Genomic DNA, 18,319 nt, shown 5'->3' with positions numbered 1-18,319 from the left:
AGACAGGAACCATGAAGACGCAGAACCTCAGAAGCATCGGGCGGCGCACCGCCATGGGCGCCATCGCACTGGCCGCGGCCGGCTTCGCGCTGGCACAGCAGCCAACGGGTGCGCCGATCCGCATCGGCAGCACGCTGGCACTGACCGGGCCGCTCTCGGCCACGGCCCAGATCCACAAGGTGGTAGGCGACATCTACATCGAGCAGCTCAACAAGCGCGGCGGCCTGCTGGGCCGGCCGGTGGAGTGGGTGGTGAAGGACGACCAGTCCAAGCCCGACCTGGCGCGCACGCTGTACGAGCAGCTCGTCACCGCCGACAAGGTCGACCTGCTGATGGGGCCCTACGCCACCGGCGCCATCCTCTCGGCGATGGGCGTGGCGCAGCGCTACAACAAGGTGCTGGTGCACCACACGCTGGGCATTCCCTCGCTCGCCAAGTACGACATGCAGTTCCCCGCCTGGTCGATCGGCTCCGACCCGGCGACCACCGTGCCCAACACCTTGTTCGACGCGCTCGCCGCCTCGCCCAAGCCGCCGAAGACAGTGGCGGTGGTGACCAGCAAGTTCCCCTCGATCCAGTTCATGAGCGCGGGTGCGCGCGAGGTGATCAAGAAGCGCGGCCTGACCGAAGTGCTGTTCCTCGAATGGGATTTCGGCAACCGCGACTTCGGCCCGATCGCCAACCGCGTGAAGGACGCCAAGCCCGACTTCGTGTGGGTCGGCGCCATCGGCCTGGAGGGCAACCTGCTGCTCGACGCGATGAAGAAGATCGACTATTCGCCGCCGCAGCACTTCTACCTGTACCCCGCGCCCGGGCCGCTGCTCGCGTCGCCGGATGCGAAGAACGCGCTCTCGGCCACGATCTTCGAGGCGCAGCCGCCTTTCACTTCCAACTTCGGCGCGGCCGAATTCGTCAAGCTCTACGCCGAGCGAGCCGCGAAGGCCGGCTTCACCGACACCTCGGTCGAGACCCAGGCCGCTGCCTCGTACACCGCGTGGCAGATCCTCGAGGCCGGCGTGGTCGCGACCAAGAGCCTGGACGACAAGGCGATCGGCACCTGGCTGAAGGCGAACAAGGTCGACACGCTGCAGGGCAAGCTGCGCTTCGACGGCACCGGCAACTTCGGCGACGACCTGATGCGCATCAAGCAGATCCAGGGCGGCAAGTGGGTGGTGGTGTGGCCCAAGGAGGTCACCTCCGGCGGCGCCAAGCTGATCACGCACTGACATGTCGGGCTTCACGCTGCCCAGCATCTCGCTGCTGTCCCAGTCCGTCCTCTCGGGCATCTTCGTCGGCGCGCTGTACGGGCTGATGGGCCTGGGCCTCAGCCTGAGCTGGGGCCTGCTCCGGCTCATCAACCTCGCGCACTTCGCCTTTGCCTTTCTCGCCGCCTACCTCTGCTACCAGATGGCGACGATGGGCATGGACCCGCTGCTGACGCTCGCCGTCATCGTGCCCTTCTTCTTCGCGCTCGGCGCCGGCCTGCACTGGGTGATGGTGCGCTTCAAGGTCACGCCCTTCAATTCGCTCTTGCTGACCTTCGGGCTCACCGGCATCGCCGAGAGCGTGATCCAGTCGATCTGGACCGCCGACTTCCGCAAACTCGAATCGAGTTACGGCGAAGAGAAGTTCAGGATCGGCGGGCTCTTCGTGCCGGTGCCCGAACTCATCACGCTGGTGCTGGCCGTGGGCCTCGCCTTCGCGGTGTGGGCGGTGCTGCGCTTCACCGACCTGGGCCGCGCGATGCGCGCCGCCGCGCAAGACGCGCCGGTGGCCGCGGCTTTCGGCGTCAACCAGAAGGCGCTGGGGCTGGTGCTCGCCGGCACCTGCGCCGCGCTCGCCAGCGTGGCCGGCGTGTGCCTGGCATTGAGCTTCACGCTCGCGCCTTCGCAGATGTACGCGTGGGTCGGCGTGGTGTTCGCGGCCGTGATGCTCGGTGGGCTGGGCAGCGCGCTCGGGCCGCTGGTCGCGGGCACGCTGATCGGCGTGAGCGAGGCCATCACGATGGCGGTGACCGCGCCCTCGTGGGCGCCGATCGTCTCGTTCACCTTGCTGATCGTGATCCTGATCTTCAGGCCGGGGAAGACAGGCTGATGAAACGCACTCCACTGATCATCCTCGCCGCGGGCGTCGCGCTGGCCGTCGTGCCGCAGCTCGGCCTGCCGGCCTTCTACGACTCGCTGCTCTACCTGATGCTGCACTGGATCGTGCTCGCGACCTCGTGGAACATCCTGTCGGGCTACTCGGGTTACTTCTCCTTCGGGCACGGTGCCTTCTTCGGCGCCGGCATCTACACCAGCGCCAACCTGATGGCGCGCTACGACTGGCCCTTTCTGTGGACGCTGCCCGCGGCTGCGCTGGTGGCCGCGGTGCTGGGCGTGGCGCTGGGTGCGGTGGTGTTCCGCGTCAAGGGCGTGCGCGGCGAGCTGTTCGCGCTGCTCACGCTGGCGATCACCTTCGTGATCGGCACCATCGTGGTCAACACACCGCTGGACGGCGGCAACGGCGTCTCGCTTGCCGCGGTGCCGGTGCCGAAGATCGGGCCGACGCCGTCGTCGACCTTCTACCTGCTCGCGCTTGCTGCAGCGATCGGCACGCTGCTGATCGCGTGGGGCATCCAGGTGTCGAAGTTCGGCGCCGGCCTGTTCGCGATCCACGACGACGAGGACGCGGCCGAGGTGATGGGCGTGCCGACCTACCGCTACAAGCTGATGGCGCTGGCCGTCTCGTGCGCGCTGGCCGGCGTGGCGGGCGGCATCCACGCGCTGTTCCTCTCGTACGTGACGGCGGGCGAGGTGTTCACGATCACGGTGCCGCTGACGGTGGTGCTGATGAGCGTGCTCGGCGGCACGCGCCACTGGGCCGGGCCGGCGATCGGCGCGGTCGCGATCACCGGGCTGCTCTACAGCTTCACGGCCGCCGACCATGCAGTGGCCGGCAAGGCGCTGATCGGCGTCATCCTGATCGCGGCGATTCTGTTCATGCCCGACGGCATCCTGGAACGCGTTCGGCGCATCTTGGGACGCACTTTGTGGCGCGCATCGGCCGCGAAGCCGGCCTTGCCTGCAGCGGCCGAGGTGCCGGTCCGCACTTCAACCGCGGTCGCGCAGGGCGACGTGCTGCTGCGCGTGCAGGGCTTGAGCAAGGCCTTCAAGGGCGTGCGCGCGCTCGGCGGCGTCGACGTCGACGTGCGACGCGGCGAGATCCTCGGCCTGCTGGGGCCCAACGGTTCGGGCAAGTCGACCTTCATCAACGTCGTCAGCGGCCATTACGCGCCCACCGGTGGCGCGATCTGGTTCGAGGGCCGCTGCATGAACGGGCTGCCGGCACACCGCATCGCGGGCAGCGGCATCGCGCGCACCTACCAGATCCCGCGGCCCTTCGGCCACCTGAACGTGCTGCAGAACGTGGCGATCGCGACCATGTTTGGCGGCGCGGTGCGCGACCCGACGGCGGCCGCGAAGCAGGCGCGGACCTGGCTGGAATTCACCGGCCTCGAGGACAAGGCGCATGCCCGGCCCGACGACCTCAACCTGCACCAGCGCAAGTTCCTCGAACTCGCCCGCGCGCTCGCCTCGCGGCCGCGGCTGGTGCTGCTCGACGAAGTGCTGTGCGGCCTGACGCCGCACGAGATCGACGGCGCGGTGGCGCTGATCCGGCGCATCCGCGAGCAGGGCTCCACCATCGTCTTCGTCGAGCACGTGATGCGCGCGGTGATGGCGCTGACCGATCGCATCGTGGTCTTCAACCACGGCGAGCTGCTGGCCGAGGGCGCGGCCACCGACGTGATGCAGCGGCCCGAGGTGATGACCGCCTACCTGGGAAAGGCCGCCCATGCTTGAGGTACGCGATCTGCAAGTGGCCTACGGCGCGGCGCAGGCGCTGTGGGGCGTGTCGCTCGAGGTGCGGCCCGGCGAGCTGCTGTGCGTGGTGGGGCCGAACGGCGCCGGCAAGACCACGCTGATCAACGCCATCGCCGGCATGCTGCGTGCACGCAGCGGGCACATCGTGCTCAACGGGCAGGACATCACGCAGCTGCCCGCGCACCGCTTCTGCGAGGCCGGCATCGCGCTGGTGCCCGAGGGCCGGCGCCTCTTCACCGGCATGAGCGTGCAGGAGAACCTGGAGCTCGGCAGCTACCTGCCGCATGCCAAGGCGAAGCGGCAGGAGACGCTGGCGCAGGTGATCGAGCTGTTCCCGGTGATCCGCGAGAAGCTCGCCAGTCCGGCGGGCGAGCTCTCGGGCGGACAGCAGCAGATGGTCGCGATCGCGCGCGCGCTGATGGCGCGGCCGCGGCTGCTCTTGCTCGACGAGCCGTCGCTCGGCCTGTCGCCGCGCATCGTGGGCGACATGTTCGCCGCGATCCGGCGCATCAATGCGGACGGCATGTCGGTGCTGCTGGTGGAGCAGAACGTCGCGATGGCGATGGAGGTCTCGCAGCGCGCCTACGTGCTCGAGGAAGGCCGCATCGTGGCCGAGGGCGTGCCCGACGAGCTGCTGGCGCGGCCCGAGATCCAGCGCGCCTACCTGGGCGTTTGAACCACTCTTATCTGGAGAAACCCATGCTCTTCCCCACCACCATCGTCGGCAGTTTCCCGCAGCCCGAATGGCTGATCGACCGCGCCAAGCTGGCGGGGCGCTTTCCGCCGCGGGTGCGGGCGCGCGAGCTGTGGCGCATTCCGCCGCAGTACCTGGAGGAGGCGCAGAACGACGCCACGCTGATGGCGATCCGCGCGCAGGAAGAGGCGGGCCTCGACATCGTGAGCGACGGCGAGATCCGGCGCGAGAGCTATTCGAACCGCTTCGCGACCGCGCTCGACGGCATCGACCTCGACAACCCGGGCACGGCGCTGGACCGCTCGGGCCATCCGAACCCGGTGCCGCGCATCGTGGGCCGCATCCGCCGCCGCCATGCGGTGGAGGTCGACGACCTGAAGTTCCTACGCGCCCACACCGACCGCCAGGTGAAGATCACCGTGCCCGGGCCGTTCACGATGCTGCAGCAGGCGCAGAACGACTTCTACGGCAGCGAGGAAGAGGCGGCGATGGACTATGCCGACGCGGTGAACGCGGAGATCCGCGATCTCTTCGCCGCCGGCGCCGACGTGGTGCAGATCGACGAGCCCTACATGCAGGCGCGGCCCGAGAAGGCGCGCCAGTACGGCTTGAACGCGCTGAACCGCGCGCTCGAAGGCATCACCGGCACGACGGCGGTGCACATCTGCTTCGGCTACGCGGCCATCATCCACGAGCGGCCGAGCGGCTATTCCTTCTTGTCCGAGCTCGCGCAGTGCAGCTGCAAGCAGGTGTCGATCGAGACCGCGCAATCGCACCTGGACTGCTCGGCCCTGGCCGCGCTGGACGGCAAGAGGGTGATGGTGGGCTGCATCGACCTCTCGACGCCGGAGGTCGAATCGGTCGACACCATCGTCGAGCGCATCCAGCGCGCGCTGCCCTACGTGAAGCCCGAGAACGTGATCCTCGCGCCCGACTGCGGCATGAAGTACCTGCCGCGCGACGCGGCCATTGGCAAGCTGCGCGCGATGGTCGAGGCGGCGAAGGTGCTGCGCAGGGAACACGCGACCTAGGGCCCGCGCGTGGTGCCGGCCGCTCGCCGAAGGCAGCGAGCACCTTGGTAAGCGTTTTGTCATGCCTGAAGCAGCACGAAGACAAGCGTTCTGTCCTCCTCAAACAAGGGCGCAGCGCTCATGTCCACGTTTGCCTTCACGCCTACATTGAGGCCCCAGGCAAGGCCCGCCACTCGAATTGACGCGACGGGTCTGTCAGTAGCAATCAAATTCGGAGACACGTATGCGATCTGCCGCCCTCCTTTTCAGCCCCCTTGCGACGTTGGCATTGGTCCTTGCCTTTGGCTGGCCCGTGCTGCTCGCATGCTTTGCTCTTGCATTGAGTACGCTTCTTTTCTCCACGGCCGACACCGAAGCCCACGCACCTTCGCCAACAATCAACCGCGCGTGACCTCTATGCTGTAGAGCCCCCAGGGGCAGAGGGCGAATCGTTCCTTGAGCGGCTTGTCCTTGAACGCGGCGAGCGTATCGGCCTCATAGATCGCCCACTGCGGGCCCAGCCCTCCCAGCGCGAGCGGAGCGCCGTCGATCTCGGTGGCAACGATCATCCGATAGCTGCGCACGTCGGCCATGCGCAGCGGTACGACGTAGCCGTCCACCGCACGAAGGGCCAGCATCGCGTCGCCGGCCACACCCGCCGCCTCCACCACGCTGGTCAACAGCGGGCCCGCGAGCGAATGCGCCTTGGCGTCGTACTCGAGCGTCGGTTTGATTCGAACGACCGGCAGGCGGCGCAATGCCTCGGAGTCGAACACATAGGCCTTGTCGAACTTGACGCCGTGCTTCGCCATCAATTGGTCGAGCGCGGGATTGACGGGGCCTCGGTTGGACTTGGCTATCGCTCCGCTGACGGTCAACAGACCCGGACTCTTGCGGGTCGGCTCCGCAGCCGATGCGTGAATTGCAGGCAACAGCCCGGCGAGCGTGGCGGTGCCAAGGAAGTGTCGCTTGTTCATCGGTCGATTGTGGGCGGTGCGCCTGCATTCGTCCATCGCTGCGCAGCCCCTACTTGCGCGCAAACAAGGGCTGCTCGAAATGCGCGACGCGCACGGTGCGCCCGGCGATGCACAGCTCGCGGAACTGATAGAGGAAGGCCGCCGTCGGCGCCGCGATCCAGGTGTCTCCGACCGGCATGCGCAGCACCGGGTGCTCGCTGTCCTCGATGGGATCGAGCAGGGGCGCATCCGCGCGCATGAACTCGGTGAGGGGAATGCGATGGATGCTGGCGACCTCGGCTTCGCTCGGCACCAGCGCGCGTGCGGCGCCTGCCCAGACGACGACCGGCGTGATCGCGAAGCCGGAGCGGGTGACGAAGTCGTCGAGGCGGCCGAGGATCGCGCCCTCGTCGAGCTCAAGGCCGACTTCTTCGTGCAGTTCGCGCAGCGCGGCCTCTTCCGGCGACTCGGCGCCGTCGATGCTGCCGCCCGGCAGCGCCCATTGCCCCGGGTGGTTGCGCATGTGGACGGGCGTCGGGTCAGGAGCACGGCGGCGTCCTGACTCCACGCCGCAGGTGTGCGAAGCCCAGGCAGTGCTGCGCCGAAGCCTTCCTCGACGAGCGCCAGCGCCACGGCCGCACGCTTCGAGCCGGAGGCGCTCAGCGCCTGCCGCTCGAAGCCGCCAAGCCGGCCGGCGATCAGGGCACGCAGTGTGTCATCGAGCAGCATCGATCACTCCCGAGGCTCCAGCGCGGCCAGCAGCAAGGCCAGCCGCGCATCGAGTGCGGCGAGGTCTGCGGACTTGATCGAGGCGAGCAGCCGCTGCTCGTTCTCGACATGCGCGTCCACCGCGCGATCGATCAGCTTCAAGCCGGCGGGCGTGAGCTGCACCAGCATGCTGCGCGCGTCTTCGCGGTTGGCCACGCGCTTCACGAGGCCGCGCGACTCCAGCCCCTTGAGGCGGTGCGTCATGGTGCCCGAGCTGATCATCAATGACGAGAAGAGGGCGGTCGGCGCCAGGCAGTAGGGCGCGCCGGAGCGCCGCAGCGTGGCCAGCACGTCGAACTCCCAGCGTGTCATGCCGAAGTCCGAGAAGCATCGGTCCAGTTCGCGCTGCAGCAACGCCGCGCAGCGCTTGATGCGGCCGATGGTGCCCATCGCGCCCACGTCGAGGTCCGGGCGCTCGCGGCGCCACTGATCGAGGATCGCCTCCACCGCATCCGCCGGTCGCTTCTTCGCACCCATCGGCAAAACCCCATTTATCTTGAAGTCAAGATTATCTGCTAGGCTCCATTTATCTTGACGTAGAGATAAATGCGATGCGCAACACACAAGGCTCGATCGCCTGGACCGACGTCCTCCTGACCGCTTTCGCCCCCGCCATCTGGGGCTCGACCTACATCGTCGCGACCGAGCTGCTGCCGCCCGACCGGCCCTTCACCGCGGCCCTGCTGCGCGCACTGCCGGCCGGCCTGCTGCTGGCGCTGTACTGCCGGCGCCTGCCGGCGCGCGGCGAATGGGGCCGACTGATCGTGCTGTCGGCGTTGAACATCGGCTTCTTCCAGGCGCTGCTCTTCGTCGCGGCCTACCGGCTGCCCGGCGGACTGGCCGCGGTGGTCGGTGCGATCCAGCCGCTCTTGGTGATGGGCCTTGCCTGGGCGCTCGACCAGCGCCGGCCGCCGCAGCTGGCGATCGGCGCCGCGGTGCTGGGCATCGCCGGCATGGCGGCGCTGCTGCTGTCGCCGGGTTCGGTGTGGGATCCGGTCGGCATCGCCGCGGCCCTGGCCGGCGCCGCCTGCATGGCGGCCGGCACCTACCTGACGCGGCGCTGGCAGCCCGCGATGCCGGTGCTGGCGCTCACCGGCTGGCAGTTGCTGCTGGGCGGGCTGATTCTCTTGCCCATGACCTGGGCCATCGATCCGCCGCTCCCGCAGCTGACCGGCACGCAAGTCGCGGCCTATGCCTATCTCTCGATCGTCGGCGCGCTGCTGGCCTATGCGCTGTGGTTCCGCGGCATCGCGCGCCTGTCGCCGGTGGCGGTGTCCTCGCTCGGCCTGCTGAGCCCGCTCACGGCAGTGATCCTCGGCTGGGCCTTGCTGGGCCAGGCGATGCGCGGGCTGTCGCTCGTGGGGCTGGTCGCGGTGCCGGTCAGCATCCTCGCCGTGCAATGGGCCATGAGCCGCCGGGCCGTTCCCAAGGCGAATACCGCAGCGCGCAGCGCGGAGGTTACTTACTGAGCCCGCAGGCTTCGACGACGTCCCTTCAGCGCGCGCGCTGACGCCGCTCGAACAGCGGTTGCAGGAGCATCATCGTGTCCACGAAGCCTGCGGATGGAGCGTTTGGGACTGCCGCAGGCGCTTTCGCCCTTCTTTCGGAGAATCCCGTGAGCTTCAATCGCTGTGCATTTGTCAAAGGCGCCTTTTCAACCGCCGTGGTGGCCGCCGCACTCTCGGCTTCCGCTGCGGCCCATGCCGAGGTGAGCTGGTCCATCGGGATCGACGCCCCGACTTACTACGAGCCGGAACCCGTCTACTCGAGCCCGCCGCCGGTCTACTATCAACCAGCGCCCCCCACTTACTACGAGCCGCCGCCGCCGCCCGCTTACTACCGCCCGGCGCCGAGGTACTACGGACCGCCACCGCCGGTCTATTACGAGCCGGACTATCGGTATGGTCCACGCCCCGTGGAGCGGCCAAGGCTGAGCGACATGCAGCGACGCGCGCTGGACAACTGCGTCCTGCTGGCGCCGCGTGAACAACCCAGGTGCCGTGCCACGGTCATGTCGACCGTTCGCTAAGCCGTCGGGTCAGCCCCTCAGCGCGTCGAGCAGCCGCGCCACGTGCACCGCTTCGCGCTGCGCACCGTCGGCGATCTGGTGCCGGCAGCTGGTGCCGTCGGCGACGATGATCGCGTCGGGGTTCTTGCGCACTGCCGGCAGCAGGCTGGCCTCGGCCATCTGCATCGACACCTCGTAGTGCGAGGCTTCGTAGCCGAAGCTGCCGGCCATGCCGCAGCAGGAGCTTTCGATCAACTCCGGTTTCGCGTCGGGAATGAGCCGCAGCACATCGAGGATCGGGCTCACCGCGCCGAAGGCTTTCTGGTGGCAGTGGCCGTGCAGCAGGATCGGCTTGCCGGCAGGCTTGAGCCCCAGCTTGAAGCGGCCGGCCTTGGCTTCGCGCGCGATGAACTCCTCGAACAGCAGCGCTTCTTTCGCGACCGTCTCGGCCTTCGCGCCCAGGCCCATCACCAGCGTTTCGTCGCGCAGCGTCAGCAGACACGAAGGCTCGAGGCCCACGATCGCGATGCCGGCCTCGGCCAGCGGCAGCAGCGCATCGACGAGCGCGCCGGCGCGGGCCTTGGCTTCGTCCACCATGCCATTGGCGAGGTAGGTGCGGCCGCAGCAGTGGTGGCCGCCGTCCTTCTCGACCGTGTGCAGCATGTAGCCCGCGGCCTTGAGCACGCGCGCCGCAGCGAATGCATTCTCGCTTTCGAAGGTGCCGTTGAAGGTGTCGACAAACAGCACCGCGACCTTGCGTCCCACGCAGGCGGCGGCGATGGCCATGTCGCGATTCACGAACATTGAGGCATCGCCGGCGCGCCAGAAGGTGTCGCTGCGCCATGCGGGCAGCGAGCGCTTGGCCGAGAGGCCCAGTAGCCGCTCCCCGAGCCATGCCGCGCCGGGCACGCTGTTGCGCAGGTTCATGAGCCAGGGGAAGCGGCTCGCGGCGTGCGCGTAGTCGGGCAGCCGGGCGATCAGCCGGTCCTTGAGCGTGTGGCCGTGCTTCTTCTTGTAGTGGGCCAGGAACTCGATCTTCATCTTCGCCATGTCGACGCCGGTCGGGCAGTCGCGTTTGCAGCCCTTGCAGCCGACGCACAGGTCCATGGTTTCGTACATGGCCTCGCTGGTGAAGGCCTCGGGCCCGAGCTGGCCGGAGACCGCGAGTCGCAAGGTGTTGGCGCGGCCGCGCGTGAGGTGCTTCTCGTCGCGCGTCACGCGGTAGCTCGGGCACATGGTGCCGGCGTCGAACTTGCGGCAGTGGCCGTTGTTGTTGCACATCTCGACGGCCTTGGCGAAGCCGCCGCTGACGTCGCCGCCGGTGCCGGGCGCGGTGGTCTCCTCGGTCACGGGGTCGGCCTGCACGTTCCAGGCCGACCAGTCGAGCACGGGCACCAGCGGGATGCGCTTGTAGGGCCTCGGCGCCGACGACGGCGCGAAGCGGAACAGGGCACCGTCGTCCATCTTCGGCGGATCGATGATCTTGCCGGGGTTGAAGAGGTTGAGCGGGTCCAGCTTGTTCTTGATGGCGCGGAAGGCCTCGTTGATCGCGGGGCCGAACTGCCATTCGATCCATTCGCCGCGGCACAGGCCGTCGCCATGCTCGCCGCTGAAGGCGCCCTTGTACTTGCGCACCAGCTCGCTCGCCTCTTCGGCAATGGCGCGCATCTTCGCGGCGCCGTCGGTGCGCATGTCGAGGATCGGGCGCACGTGCAGCGTGCCGACCGACGCGTGCGCGTACCAGGTGCCGCGGGTGCCGTGCTTGGCGAACACGGCGGTGAGGCCATCGGTGTACTCGGCCAGGTGCTCGAGCGGCACCGCGCAGTCCTCGATGAAGCTCACCGGCTTGCCGTCGCCCTTGAGGCTCATCATGATGTTGAGGCCGGCCTTGCGCACTTCCCACAGGTTCTTCTGCGCCGCGTCGTCGGGCATCTGGACCACGCTGCCGCGCAGGCCGAGGTCGCCCATCAGGTCGGCCAGGTCCTTCAGCTTGGGCAGCAGCCAGGCCTTCTCGCTGCCCGAGAACTCGACCAGCAGGATGGCCGCGGGCCGGCCGATCAGCGCGGTTTCGACGGTGGACTTGAACGCGGGGTTGGCGAGGCTCAGCTCGATCATCGTGCGGTCGACCAGCTCGACCGCCGTCGGCCCCAGCTTCACGATGTGCTGCGCCGCGTCCATCGCCGCATGGAAGCTCGGGAAGTTGACGATGCCGAGCACCTTGGCGCGCGGCAGCTCGGCGAGCTTCAGCGTCAGGCTGCGCGTGTAGGCCAGCGTGCCCTCGGCGCCGATCAGCAGGTGCGCGAGGTTGACGCTGCCGTCGGCGGTGTAGGGCTTCTCGCTCTGGTTGTCGAAGATGTCGAGGTTGTAGCCGGCGACGCGCCGCATCACCTTGGGCCAGCGCTCGGCGATCTCGTGTCGGTGCTGCCTGGCGAGCTGCTGCACGTGCAGCGCGATGTCGGACGCGCGCGCGCCGAGCTCCGAGACCGGGCCGAAGTCGACCAGCTCGCCGTCGGACAGCCAGGCGCTCGCGCCCGCCACGTTGTGGACCATGTTGCCGTAGGCGATGGAGCGCGAGCCGCAGGAGTTGTTGCCGGCCATGCCGCCGAGCGTGGCCTGCGCGCTGGTCGACACGTCGACCGGGAACCAGAGCCCGTGCGGCAAGAGCTGCGCATTGAGGTGGTCGAGCACGATGCCCGGCTCCACCGTGGCGCGGCGCGCCTCGACGTTGAGATCGAGCACGCGCCGGAAATGCTTGCTGTTGTCGATGACGAGCGCCGCGCCCGTGGTCTGGCCGCACTGGCTGGTGCCGCCGCCGCGCGCGAGCACCGGCACCTTGAGGTCGCGCGCGATGTCGATGGCGGTCGCGATGTCGCACTCGGTCTTCGGCACCAGCACGCCGGCCGGCATGATCTGGTAGATCGAAGCGTCGGTCGCATAGCGGCCGCGCGAGGCGGCGTCGAACAGCACCTCGCCCTCGGTCTCGGCGGCGAGGCGCCGTGCCAGCACTTCGCAGGTTTCGTTGGGCGGCAAGACGGTACCGGCTGGCTGGAGATGGCTCGCGGGCTCGATGCGCATGGGTTCTCGTCGATTCAGCTCTTGGCCGCCTGGGCCTTGGCGGGATAGATCTCGCCGGCGCGCAGCAGCTCCAGCACGGTGTCGCGCTTGCGGTTGAGATGCTCGATCATCAGCGTGCGCATCGCGGCCGTGTCGTGTGCGGCCAGGGCCTCGACCATGCGCTCGTGCTCGGCCACCGCGCTCTTCCACTTGGCCTCGTTCTGGTTGGTGCGAAAGCGCAGCGACTGCACGCGGGCATTGATCGAGCGGTAGGTGCTCGCGAGCACGGGGTTCCTGGCCGCGTCGTTGATCGCGGTGTGGATGCGCGCGTTGATGCGGTAGTAGCCCGAGAGATCGCGGCGTGCGAAGCAGGCCATCATTTCGTAGTGCAGCGCGCGCAGCTCGGCGAGCTCCTCCTCGGTGATGCGCTGGGCCGCCAGTTCGCCCGACATGCCTTCGAGCATGGCGAGCAGCTCGAAGGTGTTGACCACGTCCGCCTCGGTGAGCTTGACGGCCACCGCGCCGCGGTTCGGCAGCAGGTCCACCAGGCCTTCGGCCGCCAGCAGCTTGATGGCCTCGCGCAGCGGCGTGCGCGAGACGCGCAGCTGCGCGCTGAGCTCGCGCTCGTTGAGCTTGGCGCCGGGTGCGATCTGGCCTTCGACCAGCATGGTGCGCAGCCGCGACGCCACCTGGTCATGCAGCGCGAGCCGAGAGATTTCAATGATTTCCGCCATGGAATGCATTTTGAATGCAAATAGTGGCCCACTCAATCGAGGAGACTAGGTGTTAACGAGCACGACAGATCGAATTTTGCATGCAAAACTGAAAAAGAAAGGACGGTCCCGAATGCTTCAACTCGACTTCCATCCCACCGGCAGGCACTTCCTGCAGATCCCCGGCCCGAGCCCGGTGCCGGACCGCATCCTGCGGGCCATGAGCCTGCCCACCATCGACCACCGCGGCCCCGAGTTCGGCGCCCTCGGGCTGCAGGTGCTGGCGGGCATCAAGAAGATCTTCAAGACGAAGCATCCGGTCGTCATCTACCCGTCCTCGGGCACCGGCGCCTGGGAAGCGGCGCTTGCCAACACGCTGAGCCCCGGCGACCTCGTGCTGATGTACGAAACCGGCCACTTCGCCGCGCTGTGGCAGAAGATGGCCGCGCGCCTGGGCCTGTCGACCGAGTTCCTGGCCTGGTCCGGCAGCGACGAGCAGCTGCCGCATGCGCCGAGCTGGCGCCGCGGCGTGCAGGCCGACCTGATCGAGGCGCGCCTCGCCAAGGACACGGAGAAGAAGATCAAGGCCGTGTGCGTGGTGCACAACGAGACCTCGACCGGCGTCACCTCCGACATCGCCGCGGTCCGCAAGGCCATCGATGCGGCGGGCCATCCGGCGCTCTTGATGGTGGACAGCATCTCGGGCCTCGCGAGCGCCGACTTCCGCCACGACGAGTGGGGCGTGGACGTGACCATCAGCGGCTCGCAGAAGGGCCTGATGCTGCCGCCGGGCATCAGCTTCAACGCGCTCTCGCCGCGCGCGCTGGAAGCATCGAAGAGCGCGAAGCTGCCGCGCGCCTTCTGGGCCTGGGACGAGATCGTCGAGATGAACAAGGACGGCTACTGGCCCTACACGCCCAACACCAACCTGCTCTACGGCCTGGCCGAATCGCTGGACATGCTGCTCGGCGAGGGCCTGGACAAGGTGTTCGCGCGGCATCAGCGCTGGGCCGCCGGCGTGCGCGCCGCGGTCGAGGCCTGGGGCCTGCCGATCCAGTGCGCCGACCCGGCCGTCTACTCGCCGGTGCTGACCGGCGTGATCACGCCCGAGGGCGTCGATGCGGATGCGGTGCGGCGCCTCATTCACCAGCGCTTCGATCTCTCGCTCGGCACCGGCCTCGGCAAGCTCAAGGGCCGCATGTTCCGCATGGGCCACCTGGGCGACAGCAACGACCTCACGCTGGTCGCGATGGTGGCCGGCGTCGAGATGGGGCTCAAGCTCTCGGGCGTGAAGCTCGCCGCGAGCGGCGTGCAGGCCACGATGGACCACTTCGCGAGCCACGCGGCGCCGGCGGCATTGCAGAAGGCCGCCTGAGCCCATTCATTCACCAACAAGGAGACCGCGACTCATGCAACGACGTTCCCTCATCCAGGCCGCGGGCGCGGCGGCGGCAGTCACGCTCGGCGTGCCGCGCGTGTTCGCGCAGGAATGGCCCAACGGGCCGGTGCGCATCGTGGTCGGCTTTCCGCCGGGCGGCGGCACCGATGCGCTGGCGCGCGTGGTGGCGCAGAAGCTGTCGACGATGTGGAACCAGTCGGTGATCGTCGAGAACAAGGGCGGCGTGGCGGGTGTGCTCGCGGCCGAGTACGTGTCGACGCAGCCGAGCGACGGCAGCACGCTCTTGATGGCGCACATCAATAGCCACGCGCTCGCGCCCAGCCTGCAGCCCAAGCTGCGCTACAGCGTGGAGCGCGACTTCGTGCCCATCGTGCTGGTCGGCGTGACGCCCAACCTGCTGATCGCGAGCCCGACGCAGAAGGCGGTGACGGTGAAGGACATCGTGGCCTTGTGCGCCGCGGAGCCCGGCAAGGTGAGCTTCGGCTCGGCCGGCGCCGGCTCGGCGCAGCACCTGGCGCTGGAGATGTTCAAGCTGCAGGCCAAGGTCGATGCGCTGCACGTGCCCTACAAGGGCAGCGGGCCGCTCCTGGCCGACCTCATGGGCAGCCAGATCCAGTACAGCTTCGAGACCATGACCGCGGCCACGCCGCACGTGAAGAGCGGCAAGGTGATCGGCGTGGCGCAGACCCGCATGAAGCGCGCCAAGGGCCACCCGGCCATACCGACGATGCAGGAGCAGGGCTTCGACGGCTTCGAGGCCACCACCTGGTACGGCCTCGCGGGCCCCGGCAAGCTGCCGGCCGGCATTGCCGACAAGATCAACCGCGACGTCAACACGGTGCTCGCGATGCCCGACGTGCAGGAACGGCTCGACACCTACGGCGCCGAGGACGGCGGCGGCTCGCGCGAGAAGTTCAGGCAATTCATCACCAGCGAAATCACGAAGTGGGCCAAGGTCGTCAAGGACGGCAAGGTGAAGGTCGACGCATGACGGACGTGACGCAGGCGCTGGCCTCGGCCTGGCGCGAGGGCCGCGCGCTCGACGCCGCCGCTTGGCAAGACAAGGTGGGCGACGCGGCAGAGGCCTACCTGGTGCAGGAGCGCGTGGCGGCAGCGATGGAATGGTTCGAAGGCACGCCCGTACCCAAGCACTGGAAGTCCGGCGGCCCGTCGCGCGAGGCGGTGCTCACGCATGCGCCGCTGCCGCCGGCCGGCGTGCGGGCGAGCCCCACGGACTTCGGCGACATGCGCTTCAACGCACCGGGCATCGAGGCCGAGATCGCGCTGCGGCTGGGCCAAAGCGTGACGCCGGCGCAGGCCGCCGCACTGACGCCGGAGACCGCCGGCAAGCTGGTCGATGCCATGGCCGTCTCCATCGAGATCGTCGATTCGCGCTGGAAAGACGCGGCGCTTGCGTCGGCCTGGTTGCGCCTCGCCGACCAGCAGTCGCACGGCGCGCTGGTGCTGGGCGCATGGGTGCCCTATGCCGCGCGCGACTGGGCCTCGCAGCGCTGCGAGACGCGCATCGGTTCGCGCGAGCCCGTGCTGCGCACCGGCACGCATCCGCTGGGCGACCCGGCCTGGCTGCTGCCGACCTGGCTGCGGCATGCGACGCGCAACGGCGCCGTCGTGCCGGCCGGCACCGTGGTCACGACCGGTTCCTGGGTCGGCGTGCTGCCGGTCGCGCGCGGGGAGGCTGTGGTGGTCGAGTTTCCCGGCATCGGTCGCGCCGAGGCCGCATTGTTCAGCCCAGCTCGAAGCTCGTGATGCCGTAGAGGCGCTGAAGTTCGCAGGCCGGTGCCGTGCCCGCGTACATGCGCGCGGTCTCGAACACGCTGCGCAGGCCCAGCGCCCGTGCCAGCGCCAATGCGTCGGCGTTGGGCATGGGAACGTCGAGGTAGATGGGGTCGCCTTCGGGGACGCGGTCGCACAGCGCGGCGTAGAGAGTGCTCGCTACCTCCGGGCGGTCCGCCACCAGCGGGCCGATCTTGTGGCCCTCGCGGCAGCGCCGGATCAGGCCCCAGCCGGCGAGCCGGCCCTGATCCACCCAGGCCAGACCCGTCGCCTCCGGCATCGCGATCCAGGCGCGCAGAAAGGCCTCGCGCGGCGCGGGAAAGATGCGGCGGTCGTTGGCGCAAAGCGCCGCGAAGTCGACGTCGCGAAGCAGCACGATCGGCGCGTCGCCGGTGCGCTCGCTGCGCCGGGCCGTACCGGCAAAGCGGATGTTCTGCCATGCCAGGGAGAAGCCGCTCTTGCGATAGTTGTCCTGTTGCGCCGGCACGCCGTCGAGCCCGACCACATGGCCCGCCAGTCGCGCCATGCCTTTGGCCCAGAGCCGGCGCCCGATGCCGCGCCCGCGCCAGTCCGGCGCCACGATGTACAGGCCGATGAAGCCGAAGCGCCCCGCATAGGAGACGGCGCCGATGCAGCCCACCGCCTGCCCCTGATGCTCCGCGACCAGGAAGCCGCCGGGGTCCGCCGCGTGGAAGGGGTCGGCGTCATGCAGCCCGGGGTTCCAGCCTTCGCGCGCCGCGAATTCGATGACGACGGGCATCTCGCCGCGCCGCAGGGTGCGAATCCTGATGTCCATTCAGTGCGCGCCGCGCATCAATCGGGAGGCGCTTCGTTCCAGGTCGCCGGGTCCACCGCCTTGGGCTCGTTCCACAGGCAGGGGCCGCACATGGTGGCGAGATAGACCAGCCTCTCGGCCTTCATGCCGGCCACCACCGGCGTGGTACCGCACACCTCGCAGGCGTGCGCGTAGTCGGGTACGTAGCGATCGATGGAGGTGATGGGATCCATGGCGCGAATGATCGCGCATTTCGCGCCGCGCTGTCACTGCGTCGGAGGGCGTACGGCACCGCCGGCGCGTTAGGATCGCCCATGAAAAAGACATTCCAGCTCCATATCGAAGGCAAGAACCCCGACCGGGTTCTGGATGCCGTCAAGCACGAGCTTCGCAAATACGTCAAGCGCGAACGGCGGCGCGATCTGCCCGAAGGCGCGGACTTCTGGGACTTCGATTGCAAGTTCGGCCCGACGCCCGAAGCGGCCGAACCGGTTCACCTGTCCGCGCTCACGGCGCTGGTCGACGGCGTGGCGAAAGAGGGCGGCGCGCAGTTCTATGCCGAGATCCTGGCCAAGCCCGGCCATCGCCGCAGCCGGCCCGCGGACGCGCCGGCCGCCGGCCCCGATCCGGCCGCGCCATGACGACCATCCAGGCACGGCGCAGGTTGATCGTGATCGTGCTGCTGTGCGTGGCCGCCGGCGGCGCGCTGCTGCGGCACTTCGCGGCGCCGGGATCGACCGCGCGCGACGTCGGCACGCTGCTGATGGTGCTGTGGCTGCCGGTCATCGGCAGCGTCGTCGCCTGGCTCTTCGCGAAGCTGCGGCGTACGGCGCCCGGAGCCGCCGATTCGTCGGGTTTCGAGGCCCGAAGCGCATTCCATCCCCACGCCCTGGTCGAACTCACGATGCGCGCGTCGCAACTGCCTTCGGAGGACGTGCCCATTGCGGAAGGCGAGTACCGCTGCGCGCTGGTGGTGGACAACGAAGGCTTCTCAGCTCGATGGTTGGTGGCGCCGGGCCGCGCGTTCCGGCGCGGAACGGCGCAGGCGCTTGAAGTCGAGTTCCTGACACCGGCGCTCGCGCTGCCGCGCTTCCCGCGGGACGCCGTGTTCCGGATGCTGGTCGACGAGTCCTTCGTCGGCGATGGCCGTGTGCTGCGGGTGCTCGATCGCGCTTGACACGCACCCGGGACCCCGTGCCGGATAGGCGTTGGCCTACACCGCGACGGGATCGCAAGGAAAGACATTCCGCTGCACCGCAACATAATGGCGAAGGCTTTGGTTCTA

The 18,319-nt window shown here is 68.8% G+C and carries 19 protein-coding genes; 12 read left to right on the top strand and 7 right to left on the bottom strand.

The features are described from left to right. The first annotated feature begins 11 nt into the window (after positions 1–11). From BLS74_RS14100 to BLS74_RS14080, 5 genes are read left to right on the top strand one after another with little or no spacing between them, the layout of a single operon-like run. Entirely contained in the window at positions 12–1,226 is a 1,215-nt protein-coding gene (locus BLS74_RS14100; RefSeq protein WP_093107180.1) for an amino acid ABC transporter substrate-binding protein, read from the top strand. 1 nt (position 1,227) lies between these two features. Beyond that, positions 1,228–2,094 (top strand): branched-chain amino acid ABC transporter permease, encoded by an 867-nt coding sequence (locus tag BLS74_RS14095; protein WP_093107178.1) that lies wholly within the window; start codon positions 1,228–1,230, stop codon positions 2,092–2,094. Then, positions 2,094–3,842, top strand: coding sequence for a branched-chain amino acid ABC transporter ATP-binding protein/permease (locus tag BLS74_RS14090; protein WP_093107176.1), 1,749 nt, complete (start codon positions 2,094–2,096; stop codon positions 3,840–3,842). The genes BLS74_RS14095 and BLS74_RS14090 overlap by 1 nt, the downstream gene beginning before the upstream one ends. Next, entirely contained in the window at positions 3,835–4,539 is a 705-nt protein-coding gene (locus tag BLS74_RS14085; RefSeq protein ID WP_093107174.1) for an ABC transporter ATP-binding protein, read from the top strand. Before BLS74_RS14090 ends, BLS74_RS14085 begins: the two co-directional genes overlap by 8 nt. Before the next feature lie 23 nt (positions 4,540–4,562). Next, complete coding sequence (locus tag BLS74_RS14080) at positions 4,563–5,588, top strand: uroporphyrinogen decarboxylase family protein (RefSeq protein ID WP_093107172.1); 1,026 nt, start codon at positions 4,563–4,565, stop codon at positions 5,586–5,588. A 377-nt stretch (positions 5,589–5,965) separates the two neighbouring features. Here the strand turns inward: BLS74_RS14080 and BLS74_RS14075 are convergent, their stop codons facing one another. The 3 genes from BLS74_RS14075 to BLS74_RS14065 all read right to left on the bottom strand — a co-directional run bounded on the left by BLS74_RS14075 (position 5,966) and on the right by BLS74_RS14065 (position 7,768). Then, entirely contained in the window at positions 5,966–6,544 is a 579-nt protein-coding gene (locus BLS74_RS14075; RefSeq protein WP_093107170.1) for a putative pterin-binding protein, read from the bottom strand. Positions 6,545–6,593: 49 nt separating this feature from the next. Next, the gene (locus tag BLS74_RS14070) at positions 6,594–7,046 is read right to left on the bottom strand and encodes an NUDIX hydrolase (protein ID WP_244503871.1); all 453 of its coding nucleotides are present in this window, start codon (positions 7,044–7,046) and stop codon (positions 6,594–6,596) included. 209 nt (positions 7,047–7,255) lie between these two features. Next, a complete protein-coding gene (locus tag BLS74_RS14065) occupies positions 7,256–7,768 on the bottom strand; it encodes a MarR family winged helix-turn-helix transcriptional regulator (protein ID WP_093107168.1) in 513 nt (170 codons plus the stop codon). Positions 7,769–7,842: 74 nt separating this feature from the next. Between BLS74_RS14065 and BLS74_RS14060 the strand changes: the two genes are divergently transcribed. Then, entirely contained in the window at positions 7,843–8,760 is a 918-nt protein-coding gene (locus BLS74_RS14060) for an EamA family transporter (RefSeq protein ID WP_170855598.1), read from the top strand. Positions 8,761–8,906: 146 nt separating this feature from the next. Continuing rightward, complete coding sequence (locus tag BLS74_RS14055) at positions 8,907–9,320, top strand: hypothetical protein (protein ID WP_093107366.1); 414 nt, start codon at positions 8,907–8,909, stop codon at positions 9,318–9,320. 9 nt (positions 9,321–9,329) lie between these two features. On the opposite strand, the gene BLS74_RS14050 is transcribed toward BLS74_RS14055, so the two are convergent. Both BLS74_RS14050 and BLS74_RS14045 read right to left on the bottom strand, forming a co-directional pair. Beyond that, on the bottom strand, positions 9,330–12,374 hold the full coding sequence (locus BLS74_RS14050) for an FAD-binding and (Fe-S)-binding domain-containing protein (RefSeq protein WP_093107166.1): 3,045 nt from the start codon (positions 12,372–12,374) through the stop codon (positions 9,330–9,332). 14 nt (positions 12,375–12,388) lie between these two features. Continuing rightward, the gene (locus BLS74_RS14045) at positions 12,389–13,087 is read right to left on the bottom strand and encodes a GntR family transcriptional regulator (RefSeq protein ID WP_093107364.1); all 699 of its coding nucleotides are present in this window, start codon (positions 13,085–13,087) and stop codon (positions 12,389–12,391) included. A 112-nt stretch (positions 13,088–13,199) separates the two neighbouring features. Here BLS74_RS14045 and BLS74_RS14040 point away from each other — a divergent pair, with 112 nt between their 5' ends. Genes BLS74_RS14040 through BLS74_RS14030 form a run of 3 tightly spaced genes read left to right on the top strand, consistent with a single transcriptional unit; the run spans position 13,200 to position 16,232 of the window. Then, positions 13,200–14,441 carry a pyridoxal-phosphate-dependent aminotransferase family protein gene (locus tag BLS74_RS14040; protein ID WP_093107164.1) on the top strand — a complete coding sequence of 414 codons (1,242 nt, stop codon included), beginning with the start codon at positions 13,200–13,202 and terminating at the stop codon, positions 14,439–14,441. A gap of 34 nt (positions 14,442–14,475) precedes the next feature. Beyond that, the gene (locus tag BLS74_RS14035) at positions 14,476–15,456 is read left to right on the top strand and encodes a Bug family tripartite tricarboxylate transporter substrate binding protein (RefSeq protein ID WP_093107162.1); all 981 of its coding nucleotides are present in this window, start codon (positions 14,476–14,478) and stop codon (positions 15,454–15,456) included. Next, the gene (locus tag BLS74_RS14030; protein ID WP_093107161.1) at positions 15,453–16,232 is read left to right on the top strand and encodes a fumarylacetoacetate hydrolase family protein; all 780 of its coding nucleotides are present in this window, start codon (positions 15,453–15,455) and stop codon (positions 16,230–16,232) included. The genes BLS74_RS14035 and BLS74_RS14030 overlap by 4 nt, the downstream gene beginning before the upstream one ends. On the opposite strand, the gene BLS74_RS14025 is transcribed toward BLS74_RS14030, so the two are convergent. Together BLS74_RS14025 and BLS74_RS14020 are read right to left on the bottom strand one after the other, a co-directional pair. Then, positions 16,210–17,055 carry a GNAT family N-acetyltransferase gene (locus tag BLS74_RS14025; RefSeq protein ID WP_093107160.1) on the bottom strand — a complete coding sequence of 282 codons (846 nt, stop codon included), beginning with the start codon at positions 17,053–17,055 and terminating at the stop codon, positions 16,210–16,212. The two genes, BLS74_RS14030 and BLS74_RS14025, sit on opposite strands and share 23 nt — an antisense overlap. A gap of 17 nt (positions 17,056–17,072) precedes the next feature. Beyond that, a complete protein-coding gene (locus BLS74_RS14020; RefSeq protein ID WP_093107159.1) occupies positions 17,073–17,267 on the bottom strand; it encodes a hypothetical protein in 195 nt (64 codons plus the stop codon). 81 nt (positions 17,268–17,348) lie between these two features. Here BLS74_RS14020 and BLS74_RS14015 point away from each other — a divergent pair, with 81 nt between their 5' ends. Then, complete coding sequence (locus BLS74_RS14015) at positions 17,349–17,675, top strand: DUF6172 family protein (RefSeq protein ID WP_093107158.1); 327 nt, start codon at positions 17,349–17,351, stop codon at positions 17,673–17,675. Then, complete coding sequence (locus BLS74_RS14010; protein ID WP_093107157.1) at positions 17,672–18,211, top strand: hypothetical protein; 540 nt, start codon at positions 17,672–17,674, stop codon at positions 18,209–18,211. Before BLS74_RS14015 ends, BLS74_RS14010 begins: the two co-directional genes overlap by 4 nt. The last annotated feature ends 108 nt before the right edge of the window (positions 18,212–18,319 follow it).

It is taken from the genome of Variovorax sp. CF079, from assembly GCF_900101545.1.
In the GTDB taxonomy this organism is placed as follows: Bacteria; Pseudomonadota; Gammaproteobacteria; order Burkholderiales; family Burkholderiaceae_C; genus Variovorax.
Note: the sequence above shows the minus strand (reverse complement) of the source record. Positions and strands in the feature narration are given on the sequence as shown.

What these genes read in the sequence shown, in the direction of transcription:
- BLS74_RS14100 (WP_093107180.1), top strand. Translation starts at nt 12, where the DNA reads ATGAAGACGCAGAACCTCAGAAGCATCGGGCGGCGCACCGCCATGGGC.
- BLS74_RS14040 (WP_093107164.1), top strand. Translation starts at nt 13,200, where the DNA reads ATGCTTCAACTCGACTTCCATCCCACCGGCAGGCACTTCCTGCAGATC.
- BLS74_RS14090 (WP_093107176.1), top strand. Translation starts at nt 2,094, where the DNA reads ATGAAACGCACTCCACTGATCATCCTCGCCGCGGGCGTCGCGCTGGCC.
- BLS74_RS14045 (WP_093107364.1), bottom strand. Translation starts at nt 13,087, where the DNA reads ATGGCGGAAATCATTGAAATCTCTCGGCTCGCGCTGCATGACCAGGTG.
- BLS74_RS14035 (WP_093107162.1), top strand. Translation starts at nt 14,476, where the DNA reads ATGCAACGACGTTCCCTCATCCAGGCCGCGGGCGCGGCGGCGGCAGTC.
- BLS74_RS14010 (WP_093107157.1), top strand. Translation starts at nt 17,672, where the DNA reads ATGACGACCATCCAGGCACGGCGCAGGTTGATCGTGATCGTGCTGCTG.
- BLS74_RS14015 (WP_093107158.1), top strand. Translation starts at nt 17,349, where the DNA reads ATGAAAAAGACATTCCAGCTCCATATCGAAGGCAAGAACCCCGACCGG.
- BLS74_RS14080 (WP_093107172.1), top strand. Translation starts at nt 4,563, where the DNA reads ATGCTCTTCCCCACCACCATCGTCGGCAGTTTCCCGCAGCCCGAATGG.
- BLS74_RS14065 (WP_093107168.1), bottom strand. Translation starts at nt 7,768, where the DNA reads ATGGGTGCGAAGAAGCGACCGGCGGATGCGGTGGAGGCGATCCTCGAT.
- BLS74_RS14030 (WP_093107161.1), top strand. Translation starts at nt 15,453, where the DNA reads ATGACGGACGTGACGCAGGCGCTGGCCTCGGCCTGGCGCGAGGGCCGC.
- BLS74_RS14050 (WP_093107166.1), bottom strand. Translation starts at nt 12,374, where the DNA reads ATGCGCATCGAGCCCGCGAGCCATCTCCAGCCAGCCGGTACCGTCTTG.
- BLS74_RS14085 (WP_093107174.1), top strand. Translation starts at nt 3,835, where the DNA reads ATGCTTGAGGTACGCGATCTGCAAGTGGCCTACGGCGCGGCGCAGGCG.
- BLS74_RS14095 (WP_093107178.1), top strand. Translation starts at nt 1,228, where the DNA reads ATGTCGGGCTTCACGCTGCCCAGCATCTCGCTGCTGTCCCAGTCCGTC.
- BLS74_RS14025 (WP_093107160.1), bottom strand. Translation starts at nt 17,055, where the DNA reads ATGGACATCAGGATTCGCACCCTGCGGCGCGGCGAGATGCCCGTCGTC.
- BLS74_RS14060 (WP_170855598.1), top strand. Translation starts at nt 7,843, where the DNA reads ATGCGCAACACACAAGGCTCGATCGCCTGGACCGACGTCCTCCTGACC.
- BLS74_RS14070 (WP_244503871.1), bottom strand. Translation starts at nt 7,046, where the DNA reads ATGCGCAACCACCCGGGGCAATGGGCGCTGCCGGGCGGCAGCATCGAC.
- BLS74_RS14075 (WP_093107170.1), bottom strand. Translation starts at nt 6,544, where the DNA reads ATGAACAAGCGACACTTCCTTGGCACCGCCACGCTCGCCGGGCTGTTG.
- BLS74_RS14020 (WP_093107159.1), bottom strand. Translation starts at nt 17,267, where the DNA reads ATGGATCCCATCACCTCCATCGATCGCTACGTACCCGACTACGCGCAC.